The organism is Chlamydia avium 10DC88 (assembly GCF_000583875.1).
GTDB lineage: Bacteria > Chlamydiota > Chlamydiia > Chlamydiales > Chlamydiaceae > Chlamydia > Chlamydia avium.
The window spans coordinates 176486-196012 of sequence record NZ_CP006571.1; the positions used below are offsets into that span (position 1 = coordinate 176486).

Below are 19527 nucleotides of genomic sequence, written 5' to 3' on the forward strand. Positions count from 1 at the left end.
CTGATTGAGCCTTCAGCATTTCGTTATTTTAAGCGCGTGGTGACAGGTTGCTTATAGAAGAATGAAATAATTTCTTAAGCATATTTGTGAAAATTCAAGATAAATACGAAGGACTTTCCCATGACTCTCCCCTACACTTTACCCAAGCTTCCCTATGACTATGCCGCTTTAGAGCCGGTGCTTAGTGAAGAAATTATGCTTTTACATCATCAGAAACATCATCAAGGTTATATCAATAATCTGAATGATGGATTGAAAAAATTAGATCTTGCTAATCAGCAACAAGACCTTACTCGTATAATTTCTCTTGAACCCACATTACGTTTTAATGGAGGAGGACATATTAACCACTCCTTGTTTTGGGAAATGTTAGCTCCTGTGGGTAGGGGCGGAGGAATCCCTCCTAAACATGAATTGCTCAAGCTTATTGAAAGATTTTGGGGGACTTTTGACAATTTTTTAAAAAATTTTATTGAATTTGCGTCTCCTATTCAAGGATCTGGCTGGGCATGGTTAGCTTTTTGTCCCAAAAAACAAGAACTTATGTTACATGCAACAGTGAACCAAGATCCTCTAGAGGCAACGACAGGAAAGATTCCTCTGTTGGGAGTAGATGTTTGGGAGCATGCTTACTATCTCCAATATAAAAATGTTAGATTAGATTATTTAAAAGCAATTCCTCAAATAATTAATTGGGGATATATTGAAGAAAGATTTTCTGATATGACTAATTAAAAAAGTGATTTTAATTGTATAGTTAATAGCTTTAATTTAAAATTATTTCTTTAGAAAAATTGGATTAGGTGGTGTGTGCGTTTATTTTCTTACGACAAACCTAAGATTAAAGTGCAAAAAATTAAGGCAGATGGCTTCAGTGGGTGGTTAAAGTGTACTCATTGTCATGAGATGATTCATGCAAATGAGTTAGGACAAAACTTTAATTGTTGTCCTAAGTGTTCGTACCACTATCGTATCACTGCAACTGAAAGAATTCAGTTGCTTGCTGATAAAGATTCTTGGCGCCCACTATATACCAATTTAAAATCTCAAGACCCACTAAAGTTTGTTGACACAGCAACTTACCAAAGTCGCCTAGCTAAAGCTCGTAAGGATAATACAGAGAGTGAGGGAGTTTTAGTTGGTCTTTGTACGATAGGAGACCATCCCGTAGCCTTGGGAGTTATGGACTTTAATTTTATGGCAGGCTCCATGGGAGCAGTCGTGGGAGAAAAACTCACACGCCTCATAGAAAGGGCAATTATATCACAATTGCCAGTAATTATCGTTTGCGCTTCAGGTGGAGCTCGCATGCAAGAGTCTGTGTTTTCACTCATGCAAATGGCTAAAACATCTGCTGCACTAGCTAAATTTCATGAAGCAGGGCTGCCATATATTTCTATATTAACTAATCCAACATCTGGTGGCGTCACAGCATCCTTTGCTTCTTTAGGTGATGTGATTATTGCAGAACCCAAGGCTCTTATTTGCTTTGCAGGTCCTCGAGTTGTGGCCCAAGTAATTGGTGAAGACCTTCCAGAAGGTGCTCAGAAGTCAGAATTTCTTTTAGAGCACGGGATGATTGATAAAGTAGTCGAAAGAAAACAATTAAAAAGTACTGTGCAGAGTTTACTTGATTACTTTTCTTGCCAAGAATACACTGTTAGCCAAGAATAAAATTCTTGGAACTTGTTCTACATTCTTAAAAGAAATTTTTTATTGACAGATGACAGTGAATAAAACATCATAACTGTTACTTATGTAACAACGGCTGTTTTTATGGCTATATTTTGTGAATTAGAATCTGGAGTTGATCTCCCTGAATATGCAACTGAAGGTGCTTCAGGAGCAGATCTTCGAGCAAATATTAGTGAGCCTATTGCTTTGCTCCCAGGCCAACGTACATTGGTTCCTACAGGGATAAAAATGCAAATTCCTTCAGGTTATGAAGTGCAAATACGTCCTAGAAGCGGATTAGCCCTGAAATATGGTGTTACGGTCATAAATTCACCAGGAACTATTGATTCTGATTATCGAGGGGAAATTTGTATAATACTAATAAATATGGGGGAGAGCATGTTTGTTATTGAACCTAAAATGCGAATCGCCCAGGCAGTCGTTTCTCCCATTGTTCAAGCCAAATTTATAGCTGTGGATTCAACCGAGGAATTAGCACAGACATCTCGGGGAAATAGAGGTTTTGGGCATACTGGAGAAAAGTAACATGCCTTGCTATTGTAAGCATAAATCCAATTTTTCTTTATTTTCCCTCCTCTCTCCCAAATTGGTTATGTTTTTGAACAAAAATTCGCGTGATGAAATCCTTCGGGATCTTACCGATCTTGCAAATTCCGCGGGTTTTCTTGAAAGTAAAGAAGAATTTTTCCAAGCTTTAGTCGCCCGTGAAAATATCATGTCCACAGGTATTGGCATGGGTATTGCCATACCTCATGGAAAGTTAAATAGTTGTTCCAGTTTTTTTATCGTCATTGGAATTCACTCTCAGGGAATTCTTTGGGACGCTATCGATGGTGCTTTAGTGCGTCTAGTATTTTTAATTGGGGGACCTGATAATGCACAATCAGAGTATTTACAGTTGCTTTCAGCCCTCACTCTTTCTCTGAAAGACGAGGCCCGACGTCAAAAGCTACTACAAGTACAAACAATAGAAGAAGTCATGAACGTATTTTTAGGAATATAGAATTATGGATTTAAAATTAGAGGAACTTGCTTCTTTATTAGATGTTTCTGAAAATACTGTGCGCCGTTGGCTGGACGAAGGCTCCATACCTAACTACAGCATGAATAATGAGCATCGATTTAATCGAGAAGAAATTGAAGATTGGATTCTGAATAATCCTGCTTTTATAGGATGTGAAAGAGACCAATTGAATCCGGAATTTCGTGATCTTTCTCTAAAATATAGCCTCTATAAGGCGATTTATCGAGGAGGAGTAATTCGTGACATTTCCGTAAAGAATAAGAAAGAAGCTTTACGTTATGCCTCCTCTTATATTGCAGAGAAATTTAATTTAGATGCGAATGTTCTTTTCGATATGCTCATCTATAGAGAAAATCTCATGTCCACAGGTATTGGAGAGGGTATAGCTCTACCTCATACAAAAGATTTTCTAATCAATTCTTATTATGACATAGTAGTTCCTATGTTTCTTTCTGAGGGTATTGATTTCGGAGCCCTTGATAATAGGCCCGTTCATGTCCTTTTTTTCCTTTTTGCTTCTCAAGATAAAAGTCATTTAAATTTAGTTAATAAAATTGTGCATTTAGCCATGTCTATGGAAGCTCGAAGTTTCCTAAAAAATTATCCGGATAAAGATCATCTTTTGGCTTATATTAAGAGTTGGGAATCACAAATTCATTAATAATCAATCTCTATAAAAGATTTGTAAGTCCAAGTTGTGAAAAAAGTCCTATTGTTGTTATGGTGATCTCATAGGCTGATCTAGGAGATAGTAGCAGCATGATGAGCTCTAAGCGTGTTTCGCAACTTGCAATGCTTTCTATTTTATTAACTTTTACTCACACTGTAAGCCATGCTAGTCTTACAGTCCCTGCTAAAGTTAGTTCTATAGTTCCTGAATCTGCGCAACCTATATGTAAGTTATATAGTAAAGCAAAGAGTGTAGATACTAAAAAAGAGAAGAACTCTTCAGAGAGGAAATCTTCACGGTTCAGATTTTCAAAACAAAAATCTACATCGATTCAGGAAAGCAATACTGAAGATAAACAATGCAAGGAATCTGTAAAAACAGAGAGGCCTCGTATAAAAAATATAAAGAAAACACGAGAACGAGTTAATCGATTATCACCGAAAAAAAGTCTAGATTTTCGAAACTTTCAAATGACTTCGCGGTCTCGTGTAAAAGAAACACAAGCAACAAAAGATGCTTCATTTCTAAAATCTATCCTTGTTAAACAGAAAAAAAAATCTCTGCCAAAAGATCAACCTCAAGTAGATACTTGCAATTGCTTAGACACTGTAGCAAGTGTCGATATTAGTAAAATTTCCCAAGAGGAAAGAGAAAGACTTTTACAGGAACTTGCTAGAGAACAAAGGATTTCAAAAAGAAAATCTTCTCGCAGTGCTCTAAAAGAACGTTTAAAGGAAAATCAAATCCCTCGTGGGGGTAGTGTTACTTCTACATTGCGTTATGATATGGAAAAAGCTGCCGCTGTTAAAGTAAAGCGTAATGCATCGGTGAATTCTCATATACGTACCCAGAAAACAGCGAATTCACGTCGTTCATCTGCGGAAGCTCGTAGTGAAAAACTGAAAGTCTCTCAAGTTGCTGCTGGAGAACCTTCAGAAAAAAATGATTCTAAACAAACAGAGAAACAACCAACAGCAGATAATTATTTCCAAGAGGTTTCTTCAGCTAGGAATACGAACGTCAATAGTTATCTAGAAGCTAAACAGTACCAATGTGATTCTGAAGAAACTGATTGGCCCTGTGCTTCTTGTGTTTCGAAACGTCGTGCCAATACCAGCATGTCTGTATGTACCTTAGTAGTTACTGTAATTGCAATCATTGTTGGTGCAATCATTATTTGCAATGCATCAGCAGATTCTACGACGCAGTCAGGGAGCACGTCGACCTCTTAGTTCTTATTTTGGCGTGCCTTAGATTTTTTAAGAGTAAGAACCCGAATAAGTTATTTTCTTTTGTTTTATAACTATTCTGTTTATTTCCTGTTTATTTTTAAAAATAAAAATTTAGATAGTTTATTATTTAAATAAGATAATTAATTATTTTCTTATTTAAATATGAAACCTGTACAGAATACCCCTCTAAGTTTATTTAGTGTTGATGTAGGTAAATCTTTTTCCGATCAGCACCCACGAGTTGCTCGTCTTCTGCAAATTACAGCCATTGTACTCGGATTACTTGCAGTGTTTGCAGCAGTAGTTGTCTGTATAGCATCGCCTGTAGCATTGCCTGTAGCAGGAGTCTTAATGGGTATAGGGGGGGCTCTTCTATTTTCTTCCGTACATGCATTAGCCCGTAACATAAAGGAACTCTCTCGGAAGGAGAAACGTGACCAACTATATATTTCTTCCTCTCATTCTGAGGAAGTTATCTCTAGAGATGATAAAGATCCAGGATCTCTAGATTCCTATAATGCTATGGTGAAAAAATTCCAAGAATTGAATTTACAAATAAGTAATCGTGCTCAAGAGATATTCCAGAATTCAGGGAAAGAAGGACAAGAAATCGCGGAAGGAATAGAGAGAATTTCTGAAAATTATCGCACGTGTGTTGATCTATTGAAGAAACGCCAAGAGGCACATCGATATGAAATCATAGTAGACAGCAAGGAGGCGTCTCCACACTATAGAATCAAAAATGCTTTGCTAGTCAACATAGGAATGGATATTGCTGACAAATTACCGAAGGCAGGGGGTGCATTTTCTTTAAGATTTAAAGGCTTAAGTAAAATCATGGAAAAAATCCATAAAGGAATTACTGTGGGCCTAGCTATCGGAGGAATCGCTTGTATTGCTTTAATAGCCGCACTCATTCCTGGAAGCATTCTTGCTTTACCTTTACTTGTTGCCGCAACTCTTGGTATCAGCATGGCTGTTATAGGCTTATCCTATGGACTACGCGAAATCCTTAAAAGAACAAAAATAAATAAACAGAAGTTATGTCTTGATTTAATGGAATCAGTAGATTTCAAGTTGCTAAAAGATATGACAAAATATCAAGACGCTCTCTTACAGTTATTAGTAAAGATGTTATCCTCAGAAATCAGAATTGCAGAGTTATCTGAGCCGATTTATAAAAAATTTTATTATTTAGAGACTAAACTTACCTATCTTCAAGAACATCTTCAAGAGATGGAATTTAAATTGAAATTTATGAGTAAAGGTTATGCTAGGCGAGCTTTTGTGTTGGAACAAGCAGTAAGTCGGGTATCAGAAAGTACAGGAGAGACAGGAGAACAAACACCAGAAGAAACATCGGAAGGATTTGATGAACTCATTGCCATGGGAGAACATTTTGCACAAGAAAGGCGTAGAAAAGATCGTGAAGAACAAATATCCTTAAGTAATTATTCAGTCCTTTCCCCCGAAGAACAGAATTTTGGCGATTCTTGGCATCCTAAAGGATCTCGTCAATTGGAGAGATTCTGGACAGAAGATATTAAGTTGGGAAAAAGTGATCAACTTTTATTAACAGAAGGAATTGCAGACGAGCTTGTTACTTTAAGAAAAGAAATAGGAATTATTAAACAAGCAATACAGGAAACATCAGAGAAATTCCAGAAAGCTAAAGATTTCAAATTAAGAGCAGGACAAGGATCTGATGAATTGATAAGTCTTTGGCATTATGTACGATCTTCTACTTATTCTAGTTTAAATGTCTTAAGAAATTTGCAGTTTACTTTGATAAAGATAATGCAGGAAGGGAACAAAGAAGACATATCTTAATAAGAATTAATTCGTACTCTCAAATTGTTCCCAAGATTGGATAAGTTTACCCAATGCTTCTGTTTGAGGAGAAAGGGGATGTGTTTCTTTAGCTAGAGCATATTCCTTACGTTTCTCTTCTACCATAGTGTCTAAAGTGTGCGACAACTCATGAATTTGTTTTTCTTTAGCTGTAATGTGTATTTGAGCATCTTGTATTAAGTGGTTATACCAAGCCTGCATTTTAGGAATAAAATTTTTCCGTATATTTGTAAAAGTAGAGCGAAATTGATCTATAGAGTGCTTGCCAGACTCTAGAATATCTTGGGAAATTTCATTTGTTAATTGGGATCCAAGTATCTTATTTTTCAAAGGAAAGTTCAGAATAATAGCTATAGCAATTAAAAGAATAATAACTCCCAAACTGATTCCAAATAGTGACCAGTGGTTATACAATACAGCATAGCTCATCAAAGTGGTCATACCCAAACATGTGAGAATTGTTAAGATCAAGCATACCGTATTATAAAAAATTAAATTAGCTCGATAAGTATCCCAGGGAAGGAGAAGGATTACGTTTTTTTGTTCTGTAAGTCTCTGTTGTGAAGGATTTAAAGTAGAACACAAGTAAGAAGAAAGTGAAGATAACGATGAGGATAGTATCATAGAGCCTACTTAAGTTAAGGAAGAGATTTCATCATATAAGGGTGAGAAGCATGTGTAAGTTCTTGCCATTTGTTTAAACGTGTTGTTAGGAACTGTTCTTTTTGTTTTAATTCTTCTATGTATATCTCATTTCTTATGATCGTAGATATTAATTGAGAATAAGCTTTCTGAAGTAATTGAAAAGAGGATAGCGAAGAGGTTTTGCTTTTTAATTGCGTAATTGTTTCATGGACTTTAGAAGGAAGACATTTTAACAGATGTATCATGCTAATCAGTAGACAAATACATATAAAAGAAAAAATCATAAGCAAAATTCCACTTATTATTTCGGGAAGATCAGAACCAATATATCCTAAAATTAATAATGTCGCGCCGCCTATCATAATCCCTACTAAAATGATAATGGTTAGAATATAGGCAAAAGAACTTTGTTTAATAAGTACATTAACTTTAGTCTGTATTGCGGTATCATCTCTATTTACATTGAATAAAAGAGAACATTGGCTTGGTAATGAGAGAAGATCAGGAGACAGAGTAGAGAAGTGGCGTGTCACATAATTCCTTCAAATTATAAAACTAACAAAACTAAAGAAAATATTCATTTTATTCAATATTTAATATAGAGTGTTTCGGTATTGTATTATTTATAGTTGATTATGAATAAAGTAGTTATTATTGCTATGTCTGGAGGTGTAGATTCTTCCACAGTTGCCTATCTTCTCAAGAAACATACTTCTTATCATCTTATAGGAATTTATATGAAGAATTGGGAAGAAGAGGATAGTAATGGTTTGTGTTCTGCCGCTAAGGATTATGAAGATGTAGAACGCGTCGCTGAACAGTTAGACATTCCCTACTACACAGTATCTTTTGCTAAAGAATACCGAGATCGAGTATTTTCGCGTTTTCTCAAAGAATACTCTCAAGGATATACTCCTAATCCCGATATATTATGCAATCGCGAAATTAAATTTGATTTATTACATAAAAAAGTTCGAGAACTTGGTGGAGACTATCTTGCTACAGGACACTATTGTCGTCTCAGAGTAGATACAGAAGGTCCGCAGTTATTACGGGGGAAAGATCCTCAAAAAGATCAAAGTTATTTTCTTAGTGGTATACGAAGAGAATGTTTAACCAATGTACTTTTCCCATTAGGCGACATGACAAAAATTCAGGTGCGCACCATTGCTAAACAAGCAGGTCTTGCTACTGCGGAAAAAAAAGATAGCACAGGTATTTGCTTTATAGGGAAACGGCCTTTTAAAAGTTTTCTTGAAAAATTTGTTCCCAACTTACCAGGAGAGATTATCGATTATGATTCTAAAAATGTGATAGGGAAACATGCAGGAGCCCATTACTACACTGTAGGGCAGCGCCATGGACTAAATTTAGGAGGAGCATCAAAACCTTGCTATGTTGTGGGAAAGGACATGGAGAAAAACATCGTGTATACCGTTTGTGGAGAAGACCATCCCTTATTATATAAAACAGAACTTACAGTTAGAGAAATTAATTGGTTAACATCTCCTGATTCAGTCATGAAATGCAGCGCAAAAGTACGCTACCGTAGCAATGATGAAGAATGCATAGTTTCTCTTACAAGTGAAGGAAAAGCACACGTAAAATTCCACTCTCCTATAAAAGCAATCACACCGGGGCAAACAATTGCCTTTTATAAGGGAGAAACATGTCTAGGAGGGGGAGTGATTGAAGTCCCTATGCTCCCTCACTTGATGTGGTAATTACTGGAGCTTCTCCTGTGGTTTCAGAATATTCTTCATCGCGTTCAAAAGTGACACGATCCTCTATTAGATGAGCACGTAATTTTCTTACTTCCTGACGACAAGATTCTTTAAGTAGTAACTCAGCAAGGGGATCTTCAAGGTACTGTTCAATAACACGACGTAAGGGACGAGCACCCATTTCTGGCGAATGTCCTTTTGTTACTAAGAAAGAAATCACAGAATCAGGAATATTGAGCGCCATTTGGTAATTTTTTAACCGGGAATCTAATTTATTAATTTCTAAATGAATAATTTCAGACAGTGCATCTTTTTCCAAGGGACGGAAAATCACACTTTCGTCTAAACGATTAATAAACTCTGGTTTTAAATGTTTCTTTACAGCAGATTCGATTTTCTCCTGCATGATTTTATAATCGAAATTAGATCGTAAGCCGAAACCAATTTCTCCACTTTTTTTAATTAAATCGGCCCCTAAATTCGAAGTCATGATGATAATGGCATGACGGAAGTCAACTTTACGACCAAAGGAATCGGTAAGACGCCCTTGCTCTAAGATTTGCAACATTAAATCCATAATGTCCGGATGAGCTTTTTCAATCTCATCAAATAGAACTACACAGTAAGGACGACGTCGTACTTGTTCTGTAAGATGTCCTCCTTCTTCATGTCCAACATATCCAGGAGGAGACCCCATCATTTTGGTGGCAGCAAATTTCTCCATATATTCGGACATATCTACTTGAATTAAAGCATCTTCACCGCCAAACATTTCAATGGCAATTTGTTGAGCTAATAATGTTTTCCCTACCCCCGTGGGACCAAGAAATAAAAACGATCCCGTAGGCCGATTAGGATCTTTAATTCCTGTGCGAGAGCGGCGAATGGCGCGACAAATGCTTGTCACTGCCTGATCTTGGCCAATAACTTTTTTGCGAAGAGTGTCTTCGAGTTTCAATAACTTATTACTTTCAGCTTCCGTCAGTCTTGCGGAAGGAATTCCTGTTTGTAAAGAAACAACTTGAGCCACAGCTTCTTCATCTACGGGAATTTGATGTTCTTCTTTATGATTTTCCCATTCTTGTTTCATATTGGCAAGGCGTTCACGAAGCTTTTTCTCTTCGTCTCTTAGACCTGCTGCTTTTTCATATTCCTGAGTGCCGATTGCTTGCTCTTTAGCTTGTTTTGTACTTTCAATTTCAGCTTCTAATTTCATCAGTTCTGTGGGTTGTCCCATAGTATTGACGCGTACACGAGCCCCTGCTTCATCCAGTAAGTCAATTGCTTTATCTGGGAGAAAACGTCCATGTACATATTGATCTGACAATGTAGCTGCAGCCCTTAATGCTTCTTCTGTAATAGATACGTTGTGATGTTCTTCATACTTTTTCTTTAATCCACGTAGGATTTCTACAGTTTCTTCTACACTAGGGGGATGGACGATAATTTTTTGGAATCTACGTTCTAAAGCAGCATCTTTTTCAATATGTTTGCGATACTCATCAATAGTTGTAGCACCAATACATTGGATTTCTCCACGAGCTAATGCGGGTTTTAAGATATTCGAGGCATCAATAGCCCCCTCAGCTGCTCCAGCTCCTACTATCGTGTGTAATTCATCAATGAATAAAAGAATATTACCATGTTTACGTACCTCATCCATAACAGCTTTGATACGTTCTTCGAACTGTCCACGATATTTTGTCCCCGCAATCATTAATGCTAGGTCCAGGGTAATCAGTCGTTTTTTACGTAAAGCGTCGGGGACTTCGTTAGAAACAATTTTTTGAGCCAACCCTTCAACAATAGCCGTTTTCCCTACCCCAGCTTCACCGATGAGCACAGGATTATTCTTTCTACGACGACAAAGGATTAAAATTAATCTTTCGACTTCTGCAGATCTACCGATGACAGGATCTAAACGGGACTCTTTAAACATTTCTGTTAGATCATAGCCATAGGCTTTAAGAGCAGATAGTTTATCACTTCTATCGCTATTTAAAGTATGACCTAAGGAAGAAGATTTTGAAGAAGAAGAACTATTACGAGAATGAGAAGACGAAGAAGGGGGGAGTTGTAAATTAAATGTTTCAAGCTCTTTAAGAATTTCCTTGCGGACTTCACGAGGATCAACATGTAAATTTTCTAAAACTTGTAAAGCCACACCGTCCGATTGATTTAAAATGCCCAGTAACAGGTGTTCAGTCCCTACGTAATTATGTTCTAAAATACTAGCTTCTTCATTTGCTGATTCAAAAGATTTTTTTACTCTTCCTGTTAAAGCAGGGTCTCCATAAACTTGAATTTCAGGACCATAGCCGATTAATCTTTCAACTTCTTGTCTGGCTGTGTCGAAATCAATACCAAGATTACGTAATACATTAACAGCAACGCCTTGACCTAGTTTGAGTAGACCTAAGAGTATATGCTCAGTACCTAGATAGTTATGATTTAGTCTTTGAGCTTCTTTTTTAGCCAGTTTAATAACTTGCTTTGCCCTATTAGTAAACTTCTCAAACATAGAAACCTGAAAGATTCGGTAGAACTTTCCTTAAGCATATACGAAATTTAAAATAATGATGCAACTTTTCGATAGTATGGATTAAAGTTCTATAAGGACCTAGTGAAATTATTAAAAATCTATCTGCTAGATAGAGCATTTTTGTAATCAATATTTTAGAACCTTGAGAAAGAGTAGGCAGCAGTTCTTATTATTACTTATCTTGAATCTGTATTAATTGCTTTGTTCTAACTAGATCTATTTCTGGTTTGCAAGTTTGAATTAATTTATTGTTTTTAATTTTTAATAAAATCTTTGTGATTTAAATGAAAATTTAATAAAATTCCCCTTCTTATCTTTTCAATAACCTCTTTTATTATGGTAGAAAGAATCCGTATCATAGATTCTGGAAAAGCAAGTGCAAGTAGCCATATGGATAGGGATAAAGAGCTTCTTGCTAACTTGAAAAAGGGTGAAGCAATTCTTCATCTTTATGAATGGGAGGGTGTTTATCCTCTTACTTATGGTGTTTTCATACGTCCAGAAAAGTTTCTAGTGAGCAATAGGGAAGAACTAGGAATGGACGCTGCTTCACGTCCTACAGGAGGTGGATTTTTGTTTCATCACGGGGACTATGCTTTTTCCCTACTTGTTTCTTCAGAACATCCTATGCATCGCAACAGTATTCTAGAGAATTACCGCAGCGTGAATTCCTTAGTTTTAAAGGTGTTAAATAAAATTTTCCGAATAGAAGGAACCCTCTCTAGTGATGAGGATTCTCATCACTCTATAGAATCCAATTGTTGTATGGCTAAGGTTTCAAAATATGATGTTTTAATGGGAAATAGAAAAATTGGTGGAGCTGCTCAGCGCACGGTAAAGCAGGGTTTTTTGCATCAAGGTTCTATATTTCTTTCCGGAAGTACTACGGATTTTTACTATAAATTCCTTTTGCCCGAAGTCGCGGATCCTATTGTTTCTGAAATTAACCGTTGCGCGTTTTTCCCCCTAGGTATTTCTGCTCCTTCTGAGGATTTAGTTATGGCAAGAAAGGAAATTAAAGAAAAATTTATTCAGATATTTTCTTGTGAGTACTTATGAAGTATTGGTGGAGTTTTCTTACTATTCTTTTCTGTTCCTTCTCAATGAAACACAGTTTCGCTATCACGATAGCTTTCCCTGATTCTAATGATAAGGCAGGGATCATTGTCCATGATAATAGTATTGAAGTATACCAAAAATTATTAGCTGCTGTAGATAGTGCTCAGTACTATTTTGAATTTTGCCCCTGTATGGCGGGGGGAGAGATTCTAAAGGAGGTTATACTACATTTAGACGCGCGTATGTCTGAAGTTCCTACTCTCCGTTCATCTATGATTATTCAACCTACAGTTATTGACGATCAAGATAAGCAGCTGCTTATAGATATGAAAACGCGCTGGCCTGACAGGTTTTCCTATGTATTCACCGGATGTGCGCCTGGATCAAGCATGTTATCTCCTAATGTTATAGAGATGCATATGAAGTTTTCCATAGTGGATGGAAAATATATTTTTATTGGGGGGACTAATTTTGAAGATTTTATGTGTACTCCTGGGGATATAGTCCCAGAACATGCAGATTCTCCACGCCTGGTTGTTGGCGGAGTCAAACGTCCGCTAGCTCTCCGAGATCAGGATATAACCATAGTTTCAGAGACACTTGGCATAGCGCTTCGAAAAGAGTTTTATGCTCACTATTCTCTCTGGAGTTTTTTTGCTGATAATCACTGGTTGAATAAGTATCTCGATGCTTTTCGTGATTTGCCTTTCCCCGAATTAACTTGGGATCAAGCAAAAGGAAGCTACTGCCCAGAAATTGAAGAGAGCATGGATTTGATTCATACAGATTTGAGTAACATTAGTATGGTTATTTCTGGCCCAGATGAGTCTAAGAATGAAATTACCGAAGCTTATGTAGATTTAATAAATCAAGCAGAAACATCAATAAAAATTGCTAATATGTATTTCATTCCTAAAGATGAAATTATGGATAGTTTGCAATCAGCATGTTTCCAACGGAAAGTACCCACAGAAATTATTACAAATGGTTGCGATGAAAATAGTCCTGCCCTGACATCCGTATATGCTTGGGGTAATCGTATGAACTATTTTTTCTTATGTTACGGAGAACGTCCCGCTTTATGGAAAAAACATATTTTCAATCAACAACCGAATATAGCTTTCTCAGTGAGTGAATTTTCAGTTCCTGATACCGAACTGCATAAAAAATGCATGATTATTGACAACAGCATTTTTGTAATTGGAAGCTATAATTTTGGGAAAAAAAGTGATCTTTTTGATTATGAAAGCATTGTAATTATTCGTTGTCCTCAGGTAGCTGAACAAGCAGACCGAGTATTTCAAAAAGATCTTACATTATCCCAACCTGTAGATTCTAATAGGATTTTACAGTGGTATTTTAACCCCGTTCATCATTTTGTTGGTCATTTGCAAATTAATTTTATGCCTGCATGATATTGGAAACATGATTAGACAGAGCCTATGGTTTCTTAGGGATCCTACTTGGTTTTTTTCTAATCAATCGTTTACACTGAGTTTTTATTGTTTACATCTCTGAGGGTAGCTTTGCTAGCATTTTTCTATAAGCATCAGAAAAAATTTATTGGTTTGGTGATCGTTGTAGTATGTGTATCTGGGATAGGAATAGGTTGGGGGCGCTATCCAGGAGAATCAGCAAGTCAAAGACAACAAAAGAAAACAGTATTTTCTATAAAGGGAAGAAAGTACTCCAAAAGAGAGTTTTCTGCTTTTAAGAAATTTTTTATCAATGAAGCGTACCCTTTTACAGGAAATCCTCAAGAATGGAATTTTTTAAATGAAGGTCTGCTAACTGAGAAGTTTTTGACTAATAAACTAGGAGAGAAACTATTTTTAAAAGTCTATTCTCAAGAATTTCCTGCTTTTAGTAAGGAGAAATGCTATCAAGCTTATCGTCGTTTCGATACTCCTTTTATTTCTGCTGAAGAAGTATGGAAATCATCAGCTCCTCATTTATATGAAGCTTTAATGAATTTTCAACAAATAGAGAACCCCGTATCTCCATCGGGATTTGCTGCGCGTGTACGTCTTTTTCTAGAAGAGAAGAAATTTCCTCATTACATTTTAAAGCAAATGCTTGAATATCGCAGGAAGATGTTTAATTTGCCTCACGATGGAGCTCTTCTTAATGGAAAAGACCTCCGTTTATTTGGCTACAGGAATCTCAGTGATTGGTTTGGGGATGCCTACATATCCAAAGCAGTAGAAGCATTATTACGCTTTGTAAATGAACAAAAGAATCATATGCATATGCCATCGATAAAGGAGGCTCAACAAGATTTTTATGATAAAGCTAAACAAGCTTTTGTGAAATTAAGTAAGCATACAGATATGCATCTTACTTTTGATCAATTTATCAATGATTATTTTAATTTTATTGGCGTGAGTTCTTCGGAATTTTTTAAAATATATAGGGAGATTCTTCTTTGTAAGAGGGCCTTTTTGCAGTTAGAGGGTAGCGTAACATTTGACTATCATCCCTTACAGGAATTTTTCTCTATGGGGAGAGATTCTACTTCAGTTGAGATTGTCAAACTGCCTCGGGAATATCATTTCAAAACACTTGAGGACTTAGAAGCTTTTGAAATCTATCTTCGGTTAGTTGGTGAACGTACTCGTGATTGTCTTGATGTCCCTCGATTTGTTTTGCCAATAACAAAAATCAAATCTAAAGAACCTCAACTTGTTGGAAGAAGATTCCTACTGAGTTATAAAATGATTTGTCTTCGGGATTTAGAGACTAAAGTACCTATGGTAGAAGTTCATCAATGGCAACAAAATCCTGATAATTTTCAAATCCTTCTCCAGGAATTCCCTGAAACTGAAACATGCTCGTCAAGTAAAGATTTTCAGAGCTTAAAGTCCTCTCTTGTGGAAAAGATTCATTCTTTTTCTCGTAAAGAGATCTTGCGTTCTCATCCTGAAAAAATTAAGAAGTGGCTATCTCAGAGTACAAGTAAAAGTAATGAGGTGTTTTTATCTTCAGGGAAAGACAGTGTGCTTGAAGGAATTCTTGATGGCAAAGAGCTGTCCAGTCTACTTATTGATAATGAAGTGCTTGAGGCCTACACCCAAGATGGGGAACATTATTACACATTTATTGTAGATACATGTTTTGGTGATGAAGAAATCATTCCTTATCGTGAAGTTTTGCGTAAGGGATTAGCAAAAACTTTAATTGCCTCACACAAAGATCCTCTACACATGGATAGAGTTATTTCTGCTTTAAAAGCTCGTTATCCTGGGATTGAGGGCGAAGAATTATGGCAACGACGTCTTTGGGATTTAATAGAAGAGCAACGCCAGGGAGTGTATCAAGCAGGGACTTTACCTTGGCACTTGGATAAATCAATAAAAATCTTTACTCGAGGAGACCAAGATCTTCCTCAATCCTATGCGGTTCTTTCTGCTATGGAAGAAGGTTCTCTGTCTCAAGTGGAATTTCATTCTGGAGAAGGCCCCTTTTTCTATAAATGTCTATCCCATGAAATTTGTAAAGATCCTGCATGTGTGGATAAATTATTTTTAGCTAAAGGACATTTAAATGATGAAGTTCTTAGTGGTTATATAGAACATTTTATTGATCAAGGAGTGAGATAAATGTGGTATTCTAGTTATCATGTATGGATTTTACCAATTCACGAGAGCATTGTTCGTTTAGGTGTCACTAAGAGAATGTGTAGTAATTTAGGGGAGATTCTTCATATTGATCTTCCGGTACTAGGGAATGTCTGTAAGGAAGGAGAGGTTCTAGTTGTTTTAGAATCTTCTAAGTCTGCTGTTGAAGTATTGAGCCCAGTTTCTGGGAAAATTATCGAGGTGAACCAGGGTCTTATGGAGGATATTAAGCTTTTGAATACTTCCCCTGAAGATTTAGGCTGGTTTGTTGTTGTTGATTTAGGACGACCTCTAAATACTGAAAATTTATTAGCTAAGGATTAATTTTTTATAATTTTTATTTAATTTAATGTGTTGGTGACTTATTAAGTATTTGTTTTTATTTTCTTAAGTAGTAAAATATCCATCCAAAAAGAAAGAACACCTGTTTAGCTATGTCTTTATCCGTAGGTAACTGTTTTTCTCCCCAAGTAAAAGTAGAAAGTACTCAAGTTACGTTATCTAGGTGTTTAAAAATACTGTCTCTTGTGATTACGTTATTAAGTTTAGCAGTGATTGTTCTTGTAGCTTATGGGTTGTTTGTTGTTCCTTTGATTTCTACTCAACTTGTAATACGTATAGTGAGTGCCTCGATAACTTTAGTAGCTTTAGTTTGTTCTTGTGTTCAATATTATTTTCTTCATCGTTATGAGAAATTATTATTTGATAGTAGAAATTTTGTGTAAATAATCAGAGGGTACTTATGCTAATTCATATTCGTAGATTTCAAAAACCTTCTTCACAATATGAAAATACGGCATCATTGTTACATGAATTAAGCAATAATGTAGAAAGATCTGCGGGGATAAGAATTTTTTCTAAAGTTTTATCAATATTTATGGCTGCTTTAGCACTGTTAGTAATGATTATCTTTACTATTCAAACTCCAATGGTTACGCCCCTAGCATTATATACGGCAGTCTTTTTAGCATGTTGTATTCTTACTTATATGGCAATTTTTGTTGTACAAGGTGTGCTTACACACCAATCTTCCTCTAGACTATACCTAAATACATCGGAAGGTAGAGTATCATAAGCAGGGAGATCATCTTCCCGTGGATTTTTCTTTTTTAGTGATTTTTGCCTTGGGGCGGGGAAAACGGCTTCTTTTCACAGAGAGAGAAGTTACTGTACTTACAGGAGTTTCTTCTATTTGAGCTATTTCTTCCACTACGGCAGGAGGAGTAGTGTTTGCTGGTTTAGCAATATCAATTCCTGTCAGACTCATGAATGCCATAGCCATAAGGCCTGTGGTGATAAATGAAATTCCCGTCCCTTGTAAATTTGTAGGAATATTGCAGTAGGCGAATTTTTCTTTTATAGTTGCAAATAGTACGATAGCTAACCACCATCCGCATCCCGATCCCAAAGAAAAAATCATCATAGGAATAAAGGGATAGTCACGAGTGATACCAAAAAGAACACCTCCTAGTATAGCACAGTTTACGGCAATTAAAGGTAGAAAGATTCCTAAGGAAAGATAGAGGTTTCTGGAAACTTTTTCTAAGAAGAGTTCTAGAATTTGGGTAAAAGCTGCAATTACCACAATAAAAACAATAAATTCGAGAAAACTTAAATTTACGTTTGCTAATTCTGGAGATATCCAGACGAGGGCTTTAGGCTTAGTTATGAATGTGTGGACTAGCCAATTGATACTTCCAGTGATGGTGAGGACCAGTGCTACAGACATTCCTAATCCGCTTGCTGTTGATACTCTTCCAGAGCAAGCTAGATAGCTACACATTCCTAGGAAATTTGAAAGGAGGATATTCTGAATGAAAGTTGCTTGTAGAAAGATTCCTAAAACATTGAGCCACGTATATTCGCCTAACCACATACTTACTTCTTCACTTTTTTAGATCGCAGAATATTTATTATCCAAATCATCGTACCTAAAAGAAAAAAGGCTGAGGGAGCGAGAACCATTAAACCCAAATTCTCATAACGATCAGGATGTATTTCTGATGCATAAAAACATTTGGGGATTATGTGTATACCACATAAAGTCCCAAATCCAAAGAACTCTCGGATGATACTTACTAAAATCAGCACCCAACCGTATCCTAATCCTGAGGCGATGCCATCTAAGAATGCAGGAATGGGAGGAACATTTCTAGCTAGACTTTCTGCTCTACCCATAACGATACAATTAGTAATAATTAATCCGACAAATACAGAAAGCATTTTTGAAATGTTAAATAAAAAAGCCATAAGAAATTGGTCTATGACGATGACGAACAAGCTGATAATGATTAGCTGAGTGATCATACGTACACTATCGGGAGTCACTTTCCTTAATAAAGAGACAAAAAAAGAAGAACACCCTGTAACGAAGCTTACGGCAAGTCCCATAGTTACGGCAGTGCTTACTGTTGTTGTAACAGCAAGAGAAGAGCAAATTCCCAAAATAGCAACGAGAGGTTGATTATTATTCCACAGGGGATCGATAAAATAACTTTTATAAGATTTACTTGTCATGAGGATCTCTTTGTGTATGAAGCTTTGCAAAATATAATAATAAATTGCGATAGGGAGCCAGGGATTGTGTATAAGCTTCAGTTACTCCATTGCATGTTAGCGTTGCTCCCGAAATACCATCAATCGTAGATAAGACTTTTGGAGACGTCCCATATAAAGTTTCTGCTGATCCTTTAACAACTTCTAATCCTAAAGGGGCTGCTGCAAGATCTACATTTCCTGTTGAAGATTGCAGGAAAACTTTCTTTCCATAAAATTGCTTTTGCCATTGGGGATTGGTAATATTTGCTCCTAGGCCCGGAGTTTCTCCTTGCTGATACCATGCAGTTCCCAATACAGTATTCCCATCATTTTCTAATCCTAGATAACCATACATCGGTCCCCATAAACCAAATCCAGAGATTGGGAGAATAATTGATTGAATAACGAGAGGATTTTTAATAATTTCCTCCGTTGTCATGGTGCGAGCTTGTTCAGTATTTGATAGAACAACATAAAAAAGTAATAATGGCTGTTGAGGGGAATTGCTTTGCTCTTGTCCATTTAGAAATTCTGATAGTGTAATATTTTTTTCTTCTAGAGAGAACATTTGTCCTTTCTTATCAGTGAGCAAAGGGCGGATAAAATTTTTAGAAAAGGCATCTAAGATAGAACTCGTGACTACGGGAGGAAGAGTATCTACAGCTTTAAGTAAGTGGGATTGCTTATCATAAATTGCGTATTCCCAATGACCTTTTTCGTAAATTTGAAATCTTCCAGAGTAGTCGATGATGTGAGCTGCTGTTAACATTTGTTTATTACGATCAAAGGTTGCAGCACGTTCTTGAAATGGAGCAAGAATATAGTAAACAGTAGAAAGGAAAGCAGCTGAAAAAAAACTTAATAATAAAATAAAGGAGACAATGTACCAGGTTTGATTTAAATAGTTTTTAATCTTTTCGGAGAACATAC

The 19527-nt window shown here is 36.3% G+C and carries 19 protein-coding genes and 1 pseudogene; 14 read left to right on the plus strand and 6 right to left on the minus strand.

Translation table 11 applies throughout. From position 1 onward, the window contains the following. Positions 1-120 precede the first annotated feature (120 nt). From RT28_RS00710 to RT28_RS00740, 7 genes and pseudogenes are all read left to right on the plus strand, one after another. Positions 121-735 (plus strand): superoxide dismutase, encoded by a 615-nt coding sequence (locus tag RT28_RS00710; protein WP_020356037.1) that lies wholly within the window; start codon positions 121-123, stop codon positions 733-735. A 75-nt stretch (positions 736-810) separates the two neighbouring features. Further along, positions 811-1737 (plus strand): annotated as a pseudogene (accD, locus tag RT28_RS00715) (acetyl-CoA carboxylase, carboxyltransferase subunit beta). Between the two features lie 39 nt (positions 1738-1776). Continuing rightward, a complete protein-coding gene (dut, locus tag RT28_RS00720; protein ID WP_020356039.1) occupies positions 1777-2220 on the plus strand; it encodes a dUTP diphosphatase in 444 nt (147 codons plus the stop codon). A 1-nt stretch (position 2221) separates the two neighbouring features. Then, positions 2222-2698: a PTS sugar transporter subunit IIA gene (locus RT28_RS00725; RefSeq protein ID WP_038500161.1), complete on the plus strand. Its 477-nt coding sequence runs from the start codon at positions 2222-2224 to the stop codon at positions 2696-2698. Between the two features lie 4 nt (positions 2699-2702). Next, positions 2703-3380 carry a PTS sugar transporter subunit IIA gene (locus tag RT28_RS00730; RefSeq protein WP_038500165.1) on the plus strand — a complete coding sequence of 226 codons (678 nt, stop codon included), beginning with the start codon at positions 2703-2705 and terminating at the stop codon, positions 3378-3380. A gap of 98 nt (positions 3381-3478) precedes the next feature. Further along, positions 3479-4621: a hypothetical protein gene (locus RT28_RS00735; RefSeq protein WP_038500168.1), complete on the plus strand. Its 1143-nt coding sequence runs from the start codon at positions 3479-3481 to the stop codon at positions 4619-4621. A 162-nt stretch (positions 4622-4783) separates the two neighbouring features. Then, positions 4784-6451, plus strand: coding sequence for a hypothetical protein (locus RT28_RS00740; protein WP_038500171.1), 1668 nt, complete (start codon positions 4784-4786; stop codon positions 6449-6451). A gap of 6 nt (positions 6452-6457) precedes the next feature. Here RT28_RS00740 and RT28_RS00745 read toward each other — a convergent pair whose 3' ends face one another. Together RT28_RS00745 and RT28_RS00750 are read right to left on the minus strand one after the other, a co-directional pair. Continuing rightward, the gene (locus RT28_RS00745) at positions 6458-7096 is read right to left on the minus strand and encodes a hypothetical protein (protein WP_038500174.1); all 639 of its coding nucleotides are present in this window, start codon (positions 7094-7096) and stop codon (positions 6458-6460) included. A gap of 14 nt (positions 7097-7110) precedes the next feature. After that, positions 7111-7650 (minus strand): hypothetical protein, encoded by a 540-nt coding sequence (locus tag RT28_RS00750; protein WP_038500177.1) that lies wholly within the window; start codon positions 7648-7650, stop codon positions 7111-7113. 102 nt (positions 7651-7752) lie between these two features. Between RT28_RS00750 and mnmA the strand changes: the two genes are divergently transcribed. Next, entirely contained in the window at positions 7753-8841 is a 1089-nt protein-coding gene (mnmA, locus tag RT28_RS00755; RefSeq protein WP_020356046.1) for a tRNA 2-thiouridine(34) synthase MnmA, read from the plus strand. Here the strand turns inward: mnmA and RT28_RS00760 are convergent. After that, the gene (locus RT28_RS00760; protein ID WP_020356048.1) at positions 8816-11362 is read right to left on the minus strand and encodes an ATP-dependent Clp protease ATP-binding subunit; all 2547 of its coding nucleotides are present in this window, start codon (positions 11360-11362) and stop codon (positions 8816-8818) included. The genes mnmA and RT28_RS00760 overlap by 26 nt on opposite strands. A 411-nt stretch (positions 11363-11773) precedes the next feature. Between RT28_RS00760 and RT28_RS00765 the strand changes: the two genes are divergently transcribed. The 6 genes from RT28_RS00765 (at position 11774) to RT28_RS00790 (ending at position 17134) form a co-directional block, all read left to right on the plus strand. After that, positions 11774-12442 carry a lipoyl protein ligase domain-containing protein gene (locus RT28_RS00765; protein WP_420834636.1) on the plus strand — a complete coding sequence of 223 codons (669 nt, stop codon included), beginning with the start codon at positions 11774-11776 and terminating at the stop codon, positions 12440-12442. Continuing rightward, positions 12439-13857, plus strand: coding sequence for a phospholipase D-like domain-containing protein (locus RT28_RS00770; RefSeq protein WP_020356050.1), 1419 nt, complete (start codon positions 12439-12441; stop codon positions 13855-13857). Before RT28_RS00765 ends, RT28_RS00770 begins: the two co-directional genes overlap by 4 nt. A 111-nt stretch (positions 13858-13968) precedes the next feature. After that, entirely contained in the window at positions 13969-16041 is a 2073-nt protein-coding gene (locus RT28_RS00775) for a hypothetical protein (protein WP_020356051.1), read from the plus strand. Beyond that, positions 16042-16383, plus strand: a complete 342-nt coding sequence (locus RT28_RS00780) for a glycine cleavage protein H-like protein (RefSeq protein ID WP_038500181.1) — start codon at positions 16042-16044, stop codon at positions 16381-16383. Positions 16384-16493: 110 nt separating this feature from the next. Continuing rightward, the gene (locus RT28_RS00785; RefSeq protein ID WP_020356053.1) at positions 16494-16784 is read left to right on the plus strand and encodes a hypothetical protein; all 291 of its coding nucleotides are present in this window, start codon (positions 16494-16496) and stop codon (positions 16782-16784) included. Between the two features lie 17 nt (positions 16785-16801). Next, positions 16802-17134 (plus strand): hypothetical protein, encoded by a 333-nt coding sequence (locus tag RT28_RS00790; protein WP_038500184.1) that lies wholly within the window; start codon positions 16802-16804, stop codon positions 17132-17134. Between the two features lie 9 nt (positions 17135-17143). On the opposite strand, the gene nqrE is transcribed toward RT28_RS00790, so the two are convergent. Genes nqrE through nqrC form a run of 3 tightly spaced genes read right to left on the minus strand, consistent with a single transcriptional unit; the run spans position 17144 to position 19525 of the window. Beyond that, positions 17144-17935, minus strand: a complete 792-nt coding sequence (nqrE, locus tag RT28_RS00795; protein ID WP_020356055.1) for an NADH:ubiquinone reductase (Na(+)-transporting) subunit E — start codon at positions 17933-17935, stop codon at positions 17144-17146. Between the two features lie 2 nt (positions 17936-17937). Further along, complete coding sequence (gene nqrD / locus RT28_RS00800) at positions 17938-18576, minus strand: NADH:ubiquinone reductase (Na(+)-transporting) subunit D (protein ID WP_038500187.1); 639 nt, start codon at positions 18574-18576, stop codon at positions 17938-17940. Next, positions 18566-19525, minus strand: a complete 960-nt coding sequence (gene nqrC, locus RT28_RS00805) for an NADH:ubiquinone reductase (Na(+)-transporting) subunit C (RefSeq protein WP_038500190.1) — start codon at positions 19523-19525, stop codon at positions 18566-18568. Before nqrC ends, nqrD begins: the two co-directional genes overlap by 11 nt. Positions 19526-19527: the final 2 nt, after the last annotated feature.